Below are 15,292 nucleotides of genomic sequence, written 5' to 3' on the forward strand. Positions count from 1 at the left end.
TCCGTAAAGCTATCTTAACGACCGAAGCGATCGAAATTCGCTTTAGTCACTAGGTTAGCTTTCTTCATCACAGACTCATATTGATGAGACATCATATGGGTCTGAACCTGAGCCATGAAGTCCATGATCACCACTACCATAATCAGTAGTGAGGTACCGCCAAAATAGAACTGTACCTTCCAAGTGATTAGCATGAACTCCGGAATTAAACAGATAAAGGTGATATACAACGCACCGGCCAAAGTCAGGCGGGTCATCACTTTATCAATGTAACGCGAAGTTTGTTCGCCGGGACGGATCCCTGGAATGAACGCACCGCTTTTCTTCAGGTTATCCGCTGTTTCGCGTGGATTAAACACCAACGCGGTATAGAAGAAACAGAAGAAAATAATTGCTGCCGCATACAATAATGAGTACAGCGGCTGTCCAGGAGACACGGCCAGAGAGAAATCACTCAACCATGACAATGCTGGATTTTGTCCGAACCACTGAGCCAGTGTACCCGGGAACAAAATTATGCTGGACGCAAAAATTGGTGGGATAACCCCAGCCATGTTCACTTTCAGCGGTAAGTGAGTAGATTGTGCAGCAAACACCTTACGGCCTTGCTGGCGCTTAGCGTAGTTAACGACAATACGGCGCTGACCACGTTCTACAAACACCACAAAATAAGTGACGGCAAAGACAATCACACCAATTAACAGCAATACCAATACGTTCAAGTCGCCTTGACGAGCCTGTTCAGCAGTTTGTCCAATAGCTTTTGGCAAGCCGGCCACAATCCCCGCAAAAATCAGGATTGAGATACCGTTGCCAATACCACGTTCAGTAATCTGTTCACCAAGCCACATCAGGAACATGGTGCCAGTGACTAAACTGATAACCGCAACAAAGTAAAAACCAAAACCTGGGTTAACGACCAGGCCGGAGACCAGGTTTGGCAACCCTGTTGCGATACCAATAGATTGGAACGTAGCTAAAATCAATGTGCCCCATCGGGTATATTGACTGATTTTTTTACGTCCTGACTCGCCTTCCTTTTTCAGTTCAGCAAGTGCAGGATGCACCACTGTCAACAACTGCATAATGATCGATGCCGAAATGTAAGGCATGATCCCTAATGCAAAAATGGACGCACGGGACAAGGCCCCACCCGAGAACATGTTAAACATGCCCAGGATGGTGCCTTTCTGCTGATTAAACAGCTCAGCCAATACGGCGGCATCAATACCAGGAATTGGCACAAAGGAACCGGCACGGAACACAATAATTGCGCCAATCACGAACAGGAGGCGAGCTTTCAATTCAGAAAGTCCACCTTTCGCGCTTTTTAAATCAAGTCCTGGTTTTGCCATCGACGTATTATTCCTCGATCTTTCCACCGGCAGCTTCAATAGCTGCACGTGCACCTTTGGTAACCTTCAGACCGCGTACGGTCACTGGGCGCTCAATGGTACCTGAAAGAACAATTTTCGCAAACTGGATGTTGCGAGTAATGAGATTCGCATCTTTCAGTGCGTTCAGGTCGACAACATCACCGTTAACTTTTGCCAGTTCGCCGATGCGAACTTCAGCAGTTACCATAGCGATACGCGAGGTAAAGCCAAATTTAGGCAAACGGATTTTCAACGGCATCTGACCGCCTTCAAAACCGATGCGGACTTTGCCGCCACTGCGTGATTTAAGACCTTTATGGCCGCGACCAGCAGTTTTACCTAAACCAGAACCGATACCACGGCCTACGCGTTTGCCAGCGGCTTTAGAGCCCGCTGCTGGAGATAAAGTATTCAGACGCATTGATTAGTCCTCCACCTTTACCATGTAGTAGACCTTATTGATCATACCGCGGATAGCTGGAGTATCTTCCAGTTCCACTGTGTGACCAATACGACGCAGACCGAGACCTGTTAAGGTTGCTCTGTGCTTTGGCAAACGACCAATAGCACTTTTAGTCTGAGTTACTTTGATTGTTTTAGTAGCCATGGTGCATTACCCCCGAATTTCGTCAACATTCAGGCCACGCTTAGCTGCGATCTGTGCAGGTGACTTCATGTTCACCAGCGCATCTACAGTTGCACGAACGATGTTGATCGGGTTAGTAGAGCCGTATGCTTTTGACAGAACGTTATGAACGCCTGCTACTTCCAATACGGCACGCATAGCGCCACCGGCGATAATACCGGTACCCTCAGAAGCAGGTTGCATATATACGCGAGAACCTGAATGACGGCCTTTCACTGGATGGTGCAAGGTACCTTCATGTAGTTCAACGTTAACCATGCTGCGACGGGCTTTTTCCATTGCTTTTTGAATAGCAGCTGGAACTTCGCGCGCTTTACCGTAGCCGAAGCCGATCTTACCGTTACCGTCACCCACAACTGTCAGTGCAGTAAAACTGAAGATACGACCACCTTTAACTACTTTAGAAACACGATTGACTGCAATCAGCTTTTCTTGCAGATCGTCTTTCTGCTGAGTTTCTACTTTAGCCATTGTGTAAACCCCTTAGAACTGGAGGCCAGCTTCACGAGCGGCTTCTGCCAGAGCAGCAACACGACCGTGATACTTGAAACCAGAACGATCGAAAGCCACCACAGTGACACCTTTCTCGATCGCGCGTTCAGCAATAGCTTTGCCTACTGCCTTTGCCGCATCTACGTTGCCGGTATATTTCAGCTGCTCTTTTACCGCATTTTCAACGGTAGACGCAGCAGCAACCACCTGAGCTTCAGGGTTGATTACCTGAGCGTAAATGTGACGCGGTGTACGATGTACAACCAGACGGTTAACGCCCAGCTCTTGGATCTTCTTGCGGGTGCGAGTGGCACGACGCAAGCGAGAAGTTTTCTTATCCATATCGCGTTACCTTACTTCTTCTTAGCCTCTTTACGGCGTACGTTTTCGTCATCGTAGCGAACACCCTTGCCCTTATAAGGCTCTGGTGGACGATAACCACGAATTTCAGCCGCAACCTGACCTACCAGTTCTTTGTCGATACTTTTCAGTACGATGTCAGTCTGGCTTGGGCATTCAGCTGTAACGCCTGCTGGCAATTTGTGAACCAGTGGATGAGAGAAACCTAAAGTCAGGTCCAGGTCGCTACCAGTTACTTTGGCACGATAACCTACACCGACAAGTTTCAGTTTCTTTTCAAAACCTTGAGTTACACCAACAACCATGTTGTTGACCAAGGCACGGGCTGTACCAGCCTGGGCCCAAGCGTTTTCGTAACCTTCAACAGGACCAAAAGTCACATGGCCATTGTCTACGGCTACTTTAACAGCGCTGTTGATTACTCGAGTCAGACTGCCCTTACCGCCTTTCACGGTAATGCTGTGATCTTTTAAAGTCACCTCTACGCCGGCAGGAATAGAGACTGGTGCTTTTGCTACACGAGACATTCCTAGCTCCTTATGCTACGTAGCAGATAACCTCACCACCCATGCTGCGAGGCGGGCGGCACGATCAGTCATCAGGCCTTTAGAAGTGGACACAATTGCGACACCCAGTCCGCCCATCACTTTTGGCAATTCGTCTTTACCTTTGTAAATACGAAGACCAGGACGGCTTACGCGCTGGATAGTCTCAACAACGGGTTTTCCCTGGAAATACTTCAAAGTAACTTCCAGTTCAGGCTTATTGCCTTCGTCTGCTACGGCGTAGTCAGTGATATAACCTTCTTCCTTCAGCACTTTTGCAATCGCAACTTTGAGCTTAGCGGAAGGCATCTTCACAGATACTTTGTTAGCAGCTTGGCCGTTACGGATACGGGTTAACATATCCGCAATAGGATCTTGCATGCTCATATTAGCTTACTCCGTGACAAGGGCTTACCAGCTGGCCTTACGCAGACCAGGAACTTCACCGCGCATGGTGGCTTCACGCAACTTGATACGGCTCAGGCCGAACTTGCGCAGGTAACCATGTGGGCGACCAGTTTGATTACAGCGATTGCGTTGACGCGATGCGCTGGAATCACGTGGTAAAGCTTGCAGCTTCAGGACAGCATCCCAACGCTCTTCATCAGAAGTAGCTGGGCTTGCGATCATAACCTTCAGCGCTGCACGCTTTTCAGCGTACTTGGCCACGAGTTTGGCACGCTTTACTTCACGTGCTTTCATTGATTGTTTTGCCATTACGCTACCCCTTATCTTTTGAATGGGAAGTTAAAAGCGTTCAACAAAGCACGACCTTCTTCGTCAGTGTTCGCTGTGGTAGTGATAACAATATCCATACCGCGAATTTTATCGATTTTATCATAATCGATTTCTGGGAAGATGATCTGCTCACGTACGCCCATAGCGTAGTTGCCGCGACCGTCAAATGACTTTGAACTCAGACCACGGAAGTCACGAATACGGGGAATAGCGATATCAATCAATCGCTCAAGGAATTCCCACATACGTTCGCCGCGCAGGGTCACTTTACAACCAATAGGGTAGCCTTCACGGATTTTGAAACCGGCAACTGATTTACGAGCAACAGTTACAACGGGTTTCTGACCGGCAATAGCAGTCATGTCACGGACAGCACTTTCCATGACTTTTTTATCAGCAACTGCTTCGCCTACACCCATGTTCAGGGTGATTTTCTCAATCCGAGGGACTTGCATGACACTGGAATAACCGAACTTCTTGGTCAGTTCAGCGATAACAGTCTCTTTGTACTTATCATGCAGTTTCGCCATCGTTTACTCCGATTACTTAACGAGTTCACTGTTCGATTTAAAGAAACGGACTTTTTTGCCATCTTCAAATCGGAAACCAACACGATCTGCCTTGCCTGTAGCAGGGTTAAAGATCGCAACATTAGATGCTTGAATCGGCGCTTCTTTTTCAACAATACCACCGGTAACGCCTAACTGTGGGTTAGGTTTCTGGTGTTTCTTGATGACGTTAACGCCTTCAACAATCAACTTGCCAGTAGGCAGAACCTGGGTAACTTTACCGCGCTTACCCTTGTCTTTACCGGCCAGTACGACTACTTCGTCTTCACGACGGATTTTTGCTGCCATTTTGAAGCTCCTTACAGTACTTCTGGTGCCAGCGACACAATCTTCATGAATTGCTCGGAGCGCAGTTCACGTGTCACAGGTCCAAAGATACGAGTACCAATCGGCTGCAGGTTGTTGTTCAAAAGAACAGCTGCATTCCGATCGAAGCGAATGACAGAACCGTCTGGACGACGTACGCCTTTCTTAGTACGGACTACCACCGCGTTATACACATCACCTTTCTTCGCTTTAGCGCGAGGAATCGCTTCCTTTACAGAAACTTTGATGATGTCGCCGATACCGGCATAACGACGATGAGAGCCACCCAAGACCTTAATACACTGAACTCTGCGAGCGCCGCTATTACATGCGACATCCAGAGTTGATTGCATTTGGATCATTTTAAGTGCTCCGCTATCGTTACATCACATCCCCACCATGGGGCATTTTTCACCATTTTTGGCAACGAGAATCGCTCAAAAAGGGCGCGCAAGTATAACACCATTGATTAGAGATGGATAGTGCTAAAATACAAACGGCCCCGGATGGGGCCGTTTACGTTTACCTAAGAAAAACTTAGGCTTTGCTCACTACTTCAACCAGCGTCCAAGACTTAGTCTTAGACAGCGGGCGACATTCACGAATAGTGACGATATCGCCTTCATTGCACTGGTTGGTTTCGTCATGTGCATGGATCTTAGTAGTACGTTTTACGTACTTACCGTAGATTGGGTGTTTTACCTGACGCTCAACGGCAACAGTGATGGACTTGTCCATTTTGTTGCTGGTCACTTTACCCTGTAAAGTACGGATTTTCTCAGACATTATGCACCTGCCTTAGAAGTAATAATGGTCTTAACGCGCGCGATGTTACGGCGCACCTGCTTCAGCTGGTGTGTTTGAGCCAGCTGACCAGTGGCGTGTTGCATACGCAGGTTAAACTGCTCACGCAGCAGACCAAGTAGTTCAGCGTTCAGTTCTTCAACGCTTTTTTCTCTCAGTTCGCTCGCTTTCATTACATCACCGTTTTAGTTACAAAGGTTGTCTTGATAGGCAACTTGGCAGCAGCCAGCGCGAAAGCTTCGCGTGCCAGCTCTTCCGGAACGCCACCGATCTCATAGAGAACCTTACCTGGCTGAATCTGGCATACCCAGTATTCAACGTTACCCTTACCTTTACCCATACGCACTTCAAGAGGCTTAGAGGTAATAGGTTTGTCAGGGAAAACCCGGATCCAGATTTGTCCTTGACGCTTAACAGCACGTGTCATAGCACGACGAGCGGCTTCAATCTGACGGGCAGTCAAACGACCACGGCCCACAGCTTTCAAACCGAAAGAACCGAAGCTAACGTCGGTGCCGTTCGCTAGGCCGCGGTTACGGCCTTTAAACATTTTGCGAAACTTAGTACGTTTAGGTTGCAGCATTACCGGCTCTCCTATTTACCACGAGGTTTGCGCTTAGGTTGCTGCTTCGGTTCTTCTACTGTCTGAGGTACGATGCCATCCAGAACTTCACCTTTGAAGACCCAGACTTTCACACCGATCACACCGTAAGTGGTGTGACTTTCAGAAGTAGCGTAATCGATATCAGCACGCAGTGTATGCAAAGGTACGCGACCTTCACGATACCACTCGGAACGCGCAATCTCAGCGCCGCCCAGACGGCCGCTAACTTCAACTTTGATACCTTTAGCGCCCAGACGCATAGCGTTCTGTACCGCACGCTTCATGGCGCGACGGAACATAACACGGCGTTCCAGCTGCTGTGCAATAGAGTCAGCAACCAGTTTGGCGTCTAGTTCAGGCTTACGGATCTCAGCGATGTTAATCTGCGCTGGTGCACCGGCAATCTTGGCAACTTCGGCACGCAACACTTCAACGTCTTCACCCTTTTTACCAATCACTACGCCTGGACGGGCAGTGTGAATAGTAACGCGGATGCTTTTCGCTGGGCGTTCAATAACAATCTTGGATACTGATGCAGCTTTCAGTTTCTCTTCGAGAAACTTACGCACTTCCCAGTCGCCTTGCAGATTGGCTGCATAATCAGCCTTATCAGCATACCAGGTAGAGATCCAAGGCTTAGTGATACCCAGACGGATACCATTAGGATGTACTTTCTGTCCCATTGCTCTCTCCTAGCGGTCTGATACAACCACAGTAATGTGGCTGGTACGCTTCATGATACGATCAGCACGGCCTTTAGCACGTGGCATGATACGTTTCATTGTTGGACCTTCATCAACAAATACCTTACCGACTTTCAATTCGTCGATATCGGCACCTTCGTTGTGCTCGGCGTTAGCAATGGCAGAATCCAAAACTTTCTTGACCAGTACGGCAGCTTTCTTTGGACTGAAGGTCAGAACTTCCAGCGCTTTTGCCACTGGCAAACCGCGGATCTGATCTGCAACCAGACGAGCTTTCTGAGGCGACGTACGGGCAAAGCGATGTTTAGCTAAAACTTCCATCTTATTCCTCCCGTATTAACGCTTCTTCGCTTTCTTATCTGCAGCATGGCCGCGATAAGTGCGAGTTGGTGAGAACTCACCAAGTTTGTGGCCGATCATTTCGTCAGTTACGAACACTGGTACGTGCTGACGACCATTATGGACAGCGATGGTCAACCCTATCATTTGTGGGATGATCATTGAGCGGCGAGACCAAGTCTTGATAGGCTTTTTGTCACCCGCTTCCACCGCTTTCTCTACCTTCTTCAGCAAGTGCAGGTCGATAAATGGACCTTTCTTGAGAGAACGTGGCATGGCGAATCCTCTTAATTACTTGTTACGACGACGTACGATGTACTTGTCAGTGCGCTTGTTGCTACGAGTCTTGTAGCCCTTAGTTGGTACGCCCCATGGTGATACAGGATGACGACCACCAGAAGAACGACCTTCACCACCACCGTGTGGGTGGTCGACAGGGTTCATGGCAACACCACGTACAGTAGGACGCACGCCCAGCCAGCGCTTAGCACCAGCTTTACCCAGCTGACGCAGCATGTGTTCTGCGTTGCCGACTTCACCCAGAGTGGCACGGCACTCTACAGGCACTTTACGCATTTCGCCTGAACGCAGACGCAAGGTTGCATAAGCACCATCACGGGCAACAACCTGAGCATAAGCACCAGCAGAACGCGCCAACTGAGCACCTTTACCAGGTTTCATTTCAACAGCGTGAACCACGCTACCAACTGGAATGTTAACCAGCGGCAGAGCATTACCTGGTTTGATATCAGCAGCGGCACCAGAGACAACTTTGTCACCAGCCTGCATACCTTTAGCAGCCAGGATGTAACGACGTTCACCGTCAGCATACAGCACCAGCGCGATGTGCGCGGTACGGTTAGGATCGTATTCCAGACGTTCAACTTTCCCAACGATACCGTCTTTGTCGCGTTTAAAGTCGATCAGACGATAGTGCTGTTTATGACCACCACCGATATGACGGGTAGTGATGCGACCAGTGTTGTTACGACCACCAGTTTTAGATTTCTTAGTCAGCAGACCAGCAAAAGGTTTGCCTTTGTGCAGGTCACTGTTAACAACCTTAACAACGCCACGACGGCCTGGAGAGGTTGGCTTACACTTAACAATTGCCATTTAAATTCTCCTTTGCTTACTCAGCGCCGCCGAGGAAATCGATATCAGCGCCCTCAGCCAGAGTCACATAGGCTTTTTCCAGTCGCTGCGGCGGCCAGTACGGGCACCGTGACGCTTGGTTTTACCTTTGTTGATCAGAGTGCGAACACCATCAACTTTCACTTCAAACAGTTTTTCTACGGCAGCTTTGATTTCTGCTTTAGTAGCAGTCAGCGCTACACGGAAAACTACGGTGTTGCTCTTCTCGGCAACAACAGTGCTCTTTTCAGAAACGTGCGGTGCCAGAATAACTTTCAGAATACGTTCTTCGCGGATCATGCCAGCATCTCCTCGATTTGCTTCACAGCATCAGCGGTGACAAGCACTTTGTCGAATGCGATCAGGCTTACTGGATCAATACCGGCTACATCACGAACGTCAACCTTGTACAGGTTGCGAGCAGCCAGGAACAGGTTTTCGTCAACTTCTGGAGTCACGATCAACACATCTTCCAGTTGCATTTCTTTCAGTTTGGCTTTCAGCTCTTTAGTTTTTGGAGCTTCAACACCGAACTTCTCAACCACAATCAGACGTTCCTGACGTACCAGTTCAGACAGGATGCTCTTCAGAGCACCACGGTACATCTTCTTGTTAACTTTCTGACCATGATCTTGAGTTTTAGCAGCGAAGGTAACGCCACCGCCACGCCAAATCGGGCTTTTCACGTCGCCTGAACGGGCACGACCAGTGCCTTTCTGACGCCATGGTTTCTTAGCTGTGCCGTGAACTTCAGCGCGGGTCTTCTGACCACGAGTGCCCTGACGTGCGTTAGCGGCATATGCTACAACTACCTGATGAACCAGTGCTTCATTAAAGTCACGGCCGAAGGTAGTTTCGGAAACTTCAAGAGCGCTCTGCGCGTCTTTCAATACCAATTCCATTACTATCTCCTCAGACCTTAAGCTTTAACAGCAGGCTTGATGATCAGATCACCGTTGGCGGCGCCTGGAACAGCACCTTTCACCAGCAGCAGATTACGCTCAGCATCTACACGTACAACGTCCAGATTCTGAGTGGTCACGCGCTCGTCGCCCATGTGGCCTGACATTTTCTTGCCTTTGAATACACGACCGGGAGTCTGGTTCTGACCGATAGAACCGTTAGCACGGTGTGACAAAGAGTTACCGTGTGTCATGTCCTGAGTACGGAAATTCCAGCGTTTAACACCCCCTGGAAACCTTTACCTTTTGACTGACCAGTAACATCTACTTTCGCTACGTCAGCGAAGATTTCTACTTTCAGCTCAGCACCAACTTCAATGCCTTCGCCTTCACCATCTGCCAGACGCATTTCCCACAAACCACGGCCGGCTTCAACGCCTGGCCTTGGCAAAGTGGCCAGCTTCTGGTTTAGTGACGCGATTGGCTTTCTTGGTACCAGTTGTAACTTGAAGCGCGCGGTAACCATCGTTTTCCAGCGTTTTTACCTGGGTCACGCGGTTGGCTTCTACTTCGATTACAGTAACAGGGATTGACGCGCCATCTTCAGTGAAGATGCGGGTCATACCCACTTTACGACCAATAAGACCGATAGCCATCTCTCAAACCTCTTCTAAGGATCTCAATTAACCCAAGCTAATCTGAACGTCGACACCGGCGGCCAGATCCAGACGCATAAGTGCGTCAACGGTCTTATCAGTAGGCTCAACGATATCAACCAAACGCTTGTGAGTACGGATTTCGTATTGGTCACGAGCATCTTTATTAACGTGCGGAGAGATCAAAACGGTATAACGCTCTTTGCGCGTCGGCAGTGGAATAGGACCACGTACCTGGGCGCCAGTGCGTTTAGCAGTTTCAACGATTTCCGCAGTGGATTGATCGATCAAACGATGATCAAACCCTTTTAAGCGGATACGGATTCTTTGGTTCTGCATTGACCAGAGCTCCTAAAATGGACACATAAAAAATCACCCTCTGGCCATTTCTCTTTGGAGAAAGTCAGAGTGAGATGATTTAACCGTTCGACTCCCAATCGGAGTCGTTTTCAAGTAATTTGAGTCAATCGACCAAACTACCTAACGCCTAAGCAATTAAGCGAGCGGCTATTATACCGATCCGGTTAAGGATTTCAAGGCCGCTGGCGATGTAATCGACAGACATTATTGCTGTCAAAATTTGAGCGGTATTATACAGAGATTTCTGTTAATCACCAGCATTTATTACGCCACATTCTCATTGCGTTTTCTTGCTAATTTCCAACGCGCAAAAAAGAAAAGGAAGCCGAAGCTTCCTTTTCCATCAATCTCGACCTGATTAGGCGATGATCTTCGCTACCACGCCGGCGCCTACTGTACGGCCACCTTCACGGATCGCAAAACGCAGACCTTCATCCATCGCGATTGGGCAGATCAATGTCACTACCATCTTGATGTTGTCGCCTGGCATTACCATTTCTACGCCTTCTGGCAGTTCGATGGTACCGGTCACGTCAGTTGTACGGAAGTAGAACTGTGGACGATAGCCTTTGAAGAATGGTGTATGACGTCCACCTTCTTCTTTGCTCAGTACGTAAACTTCTGATTCGAACTTGGTGTGTGGAGTGATTGTGCCTGGTTTTGCCAGCACTTGACCACGTTCCACTTCATCACGTTTAGTACCACGCAGCAGTACACCCACGTTTTCACCGGCACGACCTTCGTCCAGCAATTTACGGAACATTTCTACACCTGTACAGGTGGTACGAGTGGTGTCGTGGATACCCACGATTTCTACTTCGTCACCTACACGGATGATACCGCGTTCTACACGACCTGTTACTACTGTACCACGACCGGAGATTGAGAATACGTCTTCGATTGGCAGCAGGAATGGGTGGTCGATGTCACGGACGGGTTCTGGGATGTAAGTATCCAGCGCTTCTGCCAGTTCGACGATCTTCGCTTCCCATTCTGGTTCGCCTTCCAGTGCTTTCAGGGCTGAACCCTGGATCACTGGCAGGTCGTCACCTGGGAAGTCGTATTCTGACAGCAGTTCACGCACTTCCATTTCAACCAGTTCCAGCAACTCTTCATCATCTACCATGTCACATTTGTTCATGAATACGATGATGTAAGGTACGCCTACCTGACGTGACAACAGGATGTGTTCACGAGTCTGTGGCATTGGGCCGTCAGTCGCTGCTACTACCAGGATGGCGCCGTCCATCTGCGCTGCACCGGTAATCATGTTTTTAACATAGTCAGCGTGCCCTGGGCAGTCTACGTGAGCGTAGTGACGAGTTGGTGTGTCGTACTCTACGTGAGAGGTGTTGATGGTAATACCACGTTCACGCTCTTCTGGTGCATTATCGATTGATGCGAAATCTTTTGCTTCACCGCCGTAAGTCTTGGACAGTACAGTTGTGATAGCTGCAGTCAGAGTGGTTTTACCATGGTCAACGTGGCCAATGGTACCCACGTTTACGTGGGGTTTATTACGTTCAAATTTAGCTTTAGACACGATATATTCCTTTGTTTCAGATGTGCCTGACATTGCCAGGCACAATCAATCAAAATAACAGTTATGCCGTTCCTAAATCAGGTACGAGCTTCGATAACTGCCTTAGCAACATTTTGCGGTGCTTCTGCATACTTCAGGAATTCCATGGAGTATGAGGCACGGCCTTGAGTGGCGGAACGCAAATCTGTTGCATAACCAAACATTTCAGCCAGAGGCACTACGGCACGGATAATCTTGATGCCGGCTACGCCATCGTCCATCCCTTCAATGAGACCACGACGGCGGTTAAGGTCACCGACAACATCACCCATATAATCTTCGGGTGTAGTGACTTCGACCTTCATGCAAGGCTCGAGCAACACCGGGTTTGCCAGCAGCGCGCCCTTCTTGAAGCCCATAGAACCTGCAACCTTGAACGCCATTTCGTTCGAGTCCACTTCATGGTACGAACCATCGAACAGCGTGACTTTCACATCCAAGACAGGGAATCCGGCCAGAACACCATTTTTCATCTGTTCTTGGATACCTTTGTCAACAGCGGGAATGTATTCTTTAGGAACCACACCACCCACAATACCGTTGACAAACTGATAACCGGCGCCCTCTTCGAGAGGCTCCAGTTTCAACCAGACATGACCAAACTGTCCACGGCCACCCGATTGCCGTACAAACTTACCTTCGGCTTCCACGCTACCGCGGATAGTTTCACGGTAAGCTACCTGAGGTTTACCAACGTTACATTCAACGCTGAACTCACGGCGCATACGATCAATGATAATGTCCAGGTGCAATTCACCCATCCCTGAGATCAGAGTCTGACCCGACTCTTCATCAGTTTCAACCCGGAAGGAAGGGTCTTCCATTGCCAGCTTTTGCAAAGCAATGCCCATCTTTTCCTGGTCAGCTTTCGAACGGGGTTCGACAGCGATAGTAATTACCGGATCAGGGAAATCCATGCGTTCCAAGATCACTTTATGATCAGGATCACACAGAGTGTCACCAGTTGTTACTTCTTTCAGGCCGATAGCCGCTGCGATATCACCGGCACGAACCTCTTTGATCTCGTTACGGTCATTGGCATGCATCTGTACGATACGGCCAATGCGCTCACGCTTATCTTTAACACTGTTGTATACGGCATCGCCGGATGCCAGTACTCCAGAGTATACCCGGATGAAAGTCAGCGTTCCGACAAATGGATCGGTCGCGATTTTAAATGCCAAGGCCGCAAAAGGTGCCTTGTCATCAGAAACGCGTTCGACTTCTTTGTCATATTCGTCAAGACCTTTAATCGGTGGTACATCATTAGGTGCTGGCAAATATTCAACAACAGCATCAAGAACTGCCTGTACACCTTTGTTTTTAAAGGCACTACCACAGGTTGCCAACACAATCTCATTATTGATTGTACGTTGACGCAGCGCTTGCTTGATCTCTTCTTCGGAAAGGTCACCCTCTTCGAGATATTTATCCATCAACTCTTCGGAGGCTTCTGCCGCACTTTCTACCAGATACTCACGCATCTCAGTAGCTTTAGCCAGCAGTTCTGCCGGGATCTCTTCATGGGTGAAGGTCATCCCCTGATCTGCTTCATTCCAGTTGATTGCCTTCATTTTTATCAGGTCAATCACGCCGGTGAAGTGTTCTTCAGCTCCGATATTCAGTTGAATTGGAACACAGGTAGCGCCGAGACGGTTGCGGATCTGTTTGACCACCCGATCAAAGTCCGCTCCCGCACGGTCCATCTTGTTGACAAATACCAGACGGGGAACGTGATATTTGTCTGCCTGACGCCATACGGTTTCAGACTGAGGCTCCACACCAGATGCCCCACAAAATACCACGACCGCACCATCCAGCACGCGCAACGAACGCTCTACTTCAATGGTAAAATCAACGTGACCTGGGGTATCAATGATATTGATGCGATGCTGCTCGAACTGGGCATCCATACCACGCCAGAATGTCGTCACAGCCGCAGAAGTAATAGTGATGCCGCGCTCCTGCTCCTGGACCATCCAGTCAGTAGTCGCTGCGCCATCATGTACTTCGCCGATCTTATGTGACAAACCGGTGTAGAACAGAATACGTTCAGTTGTCGTTGTTTTGCCTGCATCAACGTGAGCACAAATACCGATGTTGCGATAACGCTCAATAGGAGTTGTACGAGCCACGATTTATACCCTCTCAACCAGAACCGAAGTTCTGGTATTGCCAGAGAATGCGCGGAAAAAATTCCGCGCAAGATATTACCAACGGTAATGAGCAAAGGCTTTGTTGGCTTCTGCCATACGATGCACGTCTTCGCGCTTCTTAACGGCAGCACCTTTGTTTTCGGATGCATCCAGCATTTCGCCAGCTAGACGCAGAGCCATAGATTTTTCACCACGTTTACGTGCAGCTTCAACCAACCAGCGCATCGCCAGAGCGTTACGACGTACTGGACGAACTTCACATGGTACCTGGTAAGTAGAACCACCGACACGACGAGATTTAACTTCGACGGCTGGGCGGACGTTATCCAGGGCTGCTTCCAAAAGTACCAGATGATCTTCGCCTTTTTTCTCAGCGATAACATCTAATGCTTTGTAGATAATTTTTTCGGCAGTTGATTTTTTGCCGTCTTGCATAATGACGTTGATGAACTTCGCCAGCAACTCACTATTAAATTTTGGATCGGGCAGGATTTTGCGCTGACCGACTACACGACGTCTTGGCATGATATGTCTCCGTATACTTCAGGTTTTTCCAAAACCATAAAATGATTAAAAAGCTTGGCCTTACTTAACGGGATACCATTAAGACTTAGGACGCTTGGCTCCGTACTTAGAACGACCCTGACGACGAGCGCTGATACCAGCACAGTCCAGAGCGCCACGTACAGTGTGGTAACGAACACCAGGCAGGTCCTTAACACGACCACCACGGATCAAAATTACACTGTGTTCCTGCAGGTTGTGGCCTTCACCGCCGATGTATGAAGTAACTTCAAAACCGTTGGTTAAACGCACACGCGCTACTTTACGTAGTGCAGAGTTTGGTTTTTTAGGTGTAGTGGTGTACACACGGGTACAAACACCACGTTTTTGTGGGCACGCATTCAACGCCGGTACCGCAGTCTTTTCGACTTTGGGGGCGCGAGGCTTACGTACCAACTGGTTTACAGTTGCCATGTATAGCTCCGATTTAGTTGATTTACTCAACGTTTGGGTGT

Annotated in this window: 23 protein-coding genes and 3 pseudogenes; all 26 read right to left on the reverse strand. The window is 48.8% G+C overall.

All coding sequences use genetic code 11. The features are described from left to right. Window positions 1-14: 14 nt before the first annotated feature. The 26 genes and pseudogenes from secY to rpsL all read right to left on the reverse strand — a co-directional run bounded on the left by secY (window position 15) and on the right by rpsL (window position 15,251). Window positions 15-1,355, reverse strand: a complete 1,341-nt coding sequence (secY, locus tag KHX94_RS07620; protein WP_213682955.1) for a preprotein translocase subunit SecY — start codon at window positions 1,353-1,355, stop codon at window positions 15-17. A 7-nt stretch (window positions 1,356-1,362) separates the two neighbouring features. Then, a complete protein-coding gene (gene rplO / locus KHX94_RS07625) occupies window positions 1,363-1,797 on the reverse strand; it encodes a 50S ribosomal protein L15 (protein WP_213682956.1) in 435 nt (144 codons plus the stop codon). A gap of 3 nt (window positions 1,798-1,800) precedes the next feature. Next, window positions 1,801-1,983 (reverse strand): 50S ribosomal protein L30, encoded by a 183-nt coding sequence (rpmD, locus tag KHX94_RS07630; protein ID WP_213682957.1) that lies wholly within the window; start codon window positions 1,981-1,983, stop codon window positions 1,801-1,803. 6 nt (window positions 1,984-1,989) lie between these two features. Continuing rightward, entirely contained in the window at window positions 1,990-2,493 is a 504-nt protein-coding gene (gene rpsE / locus KHX94_RS07635; RefSeq protein WP_133040249.1) for a 30S ribosomal protein S5, read from the reverse strand. Window positions 2,494-2,505: 12 nt separating this feature from the next. Then, window positions 2,506-2,856 (reverse strand): 50S ribosomal protein L18, encoded by a 351-nt coding sequence (gene rplR / locus KHX94_RS07640; protein ID WP_213682958.1) that lies wholly within the window; start codon window positions 2,854-2,856, stop codon window positions 2,506-2,508. An 11-nt stretch (window positions 2,857-2,867) separates the two neighbouring features. Continuing rightward, window positions 2,868-3,401, reverse strand: a complete 534-nt coding sequence (gene rplF / locus KHX94_RS07645) for a 50S ribosomal protein L6 (RefSeq protein ID WP_213682959.1) — start codon at window positions 3,399-3,401, stop codon at window positions 2,868-2,870. A gap of 10 nt (window positions 3,402-3,411) precedes the next feature. Further along, window positions 3,412-3,806: pseudogene (gene rpsH / locus KHX94_RS07650) on the reverse strand (30S ribosomal protein S8). Between the two features lie 24 nt (window positions 3,807-3,830). Next, on the reverse strand, window positions 3,831-4,136 hold the full coding sequence (rpsN, locus tag KHX94_RS07655) for a 30S ribosomal protein S14 (RefSeq protein WP_213682960.1): 306 nt from the start codon (window positions 4,134-4,136) through the stop codon (window positions 3,831-3,833). A gap of 11 nt (window positions 4,137-4,147) precedes the next feature. Further along, window positions 4,148-4,687, reverse strand: coding sequence for a 50S ribosomal protein L5 (gene rplE, locus KHX94_RS07660; RefSeq protein ID WP_213682961.1), 540 nt, complete (start codon window positions 4,685-4,687; stop codon window positions 4,148-4,150). A 12-nt stretch (window positions 4,688-4,699) separates the two neighbouring features. Further along, window positions 4,700-5,014 (reverse strand): 50S ribosomal protein L24, encoded by a 315-nt coding sequence (gene rplX, locus KHX94_RS07665; RefSeq protein WP_213682962.1) that lies wholly within the window; start codon window positions 5,012-5,014, stop codon window positions 4,700-4,702. An 11-nt stretch (window positions 5,015-5,025) separates the two neighbouring features. Continuing rightward, entirely contained in the window at window positions 5,026-5,394 is a 369-nt protein-coding gene (gene rplN / locus KHX94_RS07670) for a 50S ribosomal protein L14 (protein ID WP_011715463.1), read from the reverse strand. A 175-nt stretch (window positions 5,395-5,569) separates the two neighbouring features. Next, the gene (gene rpsQ / locus KHX94_RS07675; RefSeq protein ID WP_212595110.1) at window positions 5,570-5,818 is read right to left on the reverse strand and encodes a 30S ribosomal protein S17; all 249 of its coding nucleotides are present in this window, start codon (window positions 5,816-5,818) and stop codon (window positions 5,570-5,572) included. After that, complete coding sequence (rpmC, locus tag KHX94_RS07680; protein WP_011758342.1) at window positions 5,818-6,009, reverse strand: 50S ribosomal protein L29; 192 nt, start codon at window positions 6,007-6,009, stop codon at window positions 5,818-5,820. The genes rpsQ and rpmC overlap by 1 nt, the downstream gene beginning before the upstream one ends. Further along, window positions 6,009-6,419 carry a 50S ribosomal protein L16 gene (gene rplP / locus KHX94_RS07685; RefSeq protein ID WP_133040241.1) on the reverse strand — a complete coding sequence of 137 codons (411 nt, stop codon included), beginning with the start codon at window positions 6,417-6,419 and terminating at the stop codon, window positions 6,009-6,011. The genes rpmC and rplP overlap by 1 nt, the downstream gene beginning before the upstream one ends. Window positions 6,420-6,430: 11 nt before the next feature. Beyond that, window positions 6,431-7,123 (reverse strand): 30S ribosomal protein S3, encoded by a 693-nt coding sequence (gene rpsC / locus KHX94_RS07690; RefSeq protein WP_212595108.1) that lies wholly within the window; start codon window positions 7,121-7,123, stop codon window positions 6,431-6,433. Window positions 7,124-7,132: 9 nt separating this feature from the next. Beyond that, window positions 7,133-7,465: a 50S ribosomal protein L22 gene (gene rplV / locus KHX94_RS07695; protein WP_133040239.1), complete on the reverse strand. Its 333-nt coding sequence runs from the start codon at window positions 7,463-7,465 to the stop codon at window positions 7,133-7,135. Between the two features lie 15 nt (window positions 7,466-7,480). Continuing rightward, window positions 7,481-7,759, reverse strand: a complete 279-nt coding sequence (rpsS, locus tag KHX94_RS07700; RefSeq protein WP_011758338.1) for a 30S ribosomal protein S19 — start codon at window positions 7,757-7,759, stop codon at window positions 7,481-7,483. Window positions 7,760-7,774: 15 nt separating this feature from the next. Next, window positions 7,775-8,599 (reverse strand): 50S ribosomal protein L2, encoded by an 825-nt coding sequence (rplB, locus tag KHX94_RS07705; protein ID WP_213682963.1) that lies wholly within the window; start codon window positions 8,597-8,599, stop codon window positions 7,775-7,777. Window positions 8,600-8,615: 16 nt separating this feature from the next. Further along, window positions 8,616-8,917 (reverse strand): annotated as a pseudogene (gene rplW / locus KHX94_RS07710) (50S ribosomal protein L23). Beyond that, the gene (gene rplD / locus KHX94_RS07715; RefSeq protein ID WP_133040236.1) at window positions 8,914-9,519 is read right to left on the reverse strand and encodes a 50S ribosomal protein L4; all 606 of its coding nucleotides are present in this window, start codon (window positions 9,517-9,519) and stop codon (window positions 8,914-8,916) included. Before rplD ends, rplW begins: the two are co-directional and overlap by 4 nt. 17 nt (window positions 9,520-9,536) lie before the next feature. Further along, window positions 9,537-10,175, reverse strand: a pseudogene (rplC, locus tag KHX94_RS07720) (50S ribosomal protein L3). A 27-nt stretch (window positions 10,176-10,202) separates the two neighbouring features. Continuing rightward, window positions 10,203-10,514, reverse strand: a complete 312-nt coding sequence (gene rpsJ, locus KHX94_RS07725) for a 30S ribosomal protein S10 (protein WP_133040234.1) — start codon at window positions 10,512-10,514, stop codon at window positions 10,203-10,205. A gap of 379 nt (window positions 10,515-10,893) precedes the next feature. After that, on the reverse strand, window positions 10,894-12,078 hold the full coding sequence (gene tuf, locus KHX94_RS07730) for an elongation factor Tu (RefSeq protein ID WP_213682964.1): 1,185 nt from the start codon (window positions 12,076-12,078) through the stop codon (window positions 10,894-10,896). Between the two features lie 77 nt (window positions 12,079-12,155). Then, window positions 12,156-14,252, reverse strand: a complete 2,097-nt coding sequence (gene fusA, locus KHX94_RS07735) for an elongation factor G (RefSeq protein ID WP_213682965.1) — start codon at window positions 14,250-14,252, stop codon at window positions 12,156-12,158. 75 nt (window positions 14,253-14,327) lie between these two features. Next, complete coding sequence (rpsG, locus tag KHX94_RS07740; RefSeq protein ID WP_212595101.1) at window positions 14,328-14,798, reverse strand: 30S ribosomal protein S7; 471 nt, start codon at window positions 14,796-14,798, stop codon at window positions 14,328-14,330. A 78-nt stretch (window positions 14,799-14,876) separates the two neighbouring features. Continuing rightward, window positions 14,877-15,251: a 30S ribosomal protein S12 gene (gene rpsL / locus KHX94_RS07745; RefSeq protein WP_133040231.1), complete on the reverse strand. Its 375-nt coding sequence runs from the start codon at window positions 15,249-15,251 to the stop codon at window positions 14,877-14,879. Window positions 15,252-15,292 lie beyond the last annotated feature (41 nt).

Source organism: Shewanella dokdonensis (genome assembly GCF_018394335.1).
In the GTDB taxonomy this organism is placed as follows: Bacteria; Pseudomonadota; Gammaproteobacteria; order Enterobacterales; family Shewanellaceae; genus Shewanella; species Shewanella dokdonensis.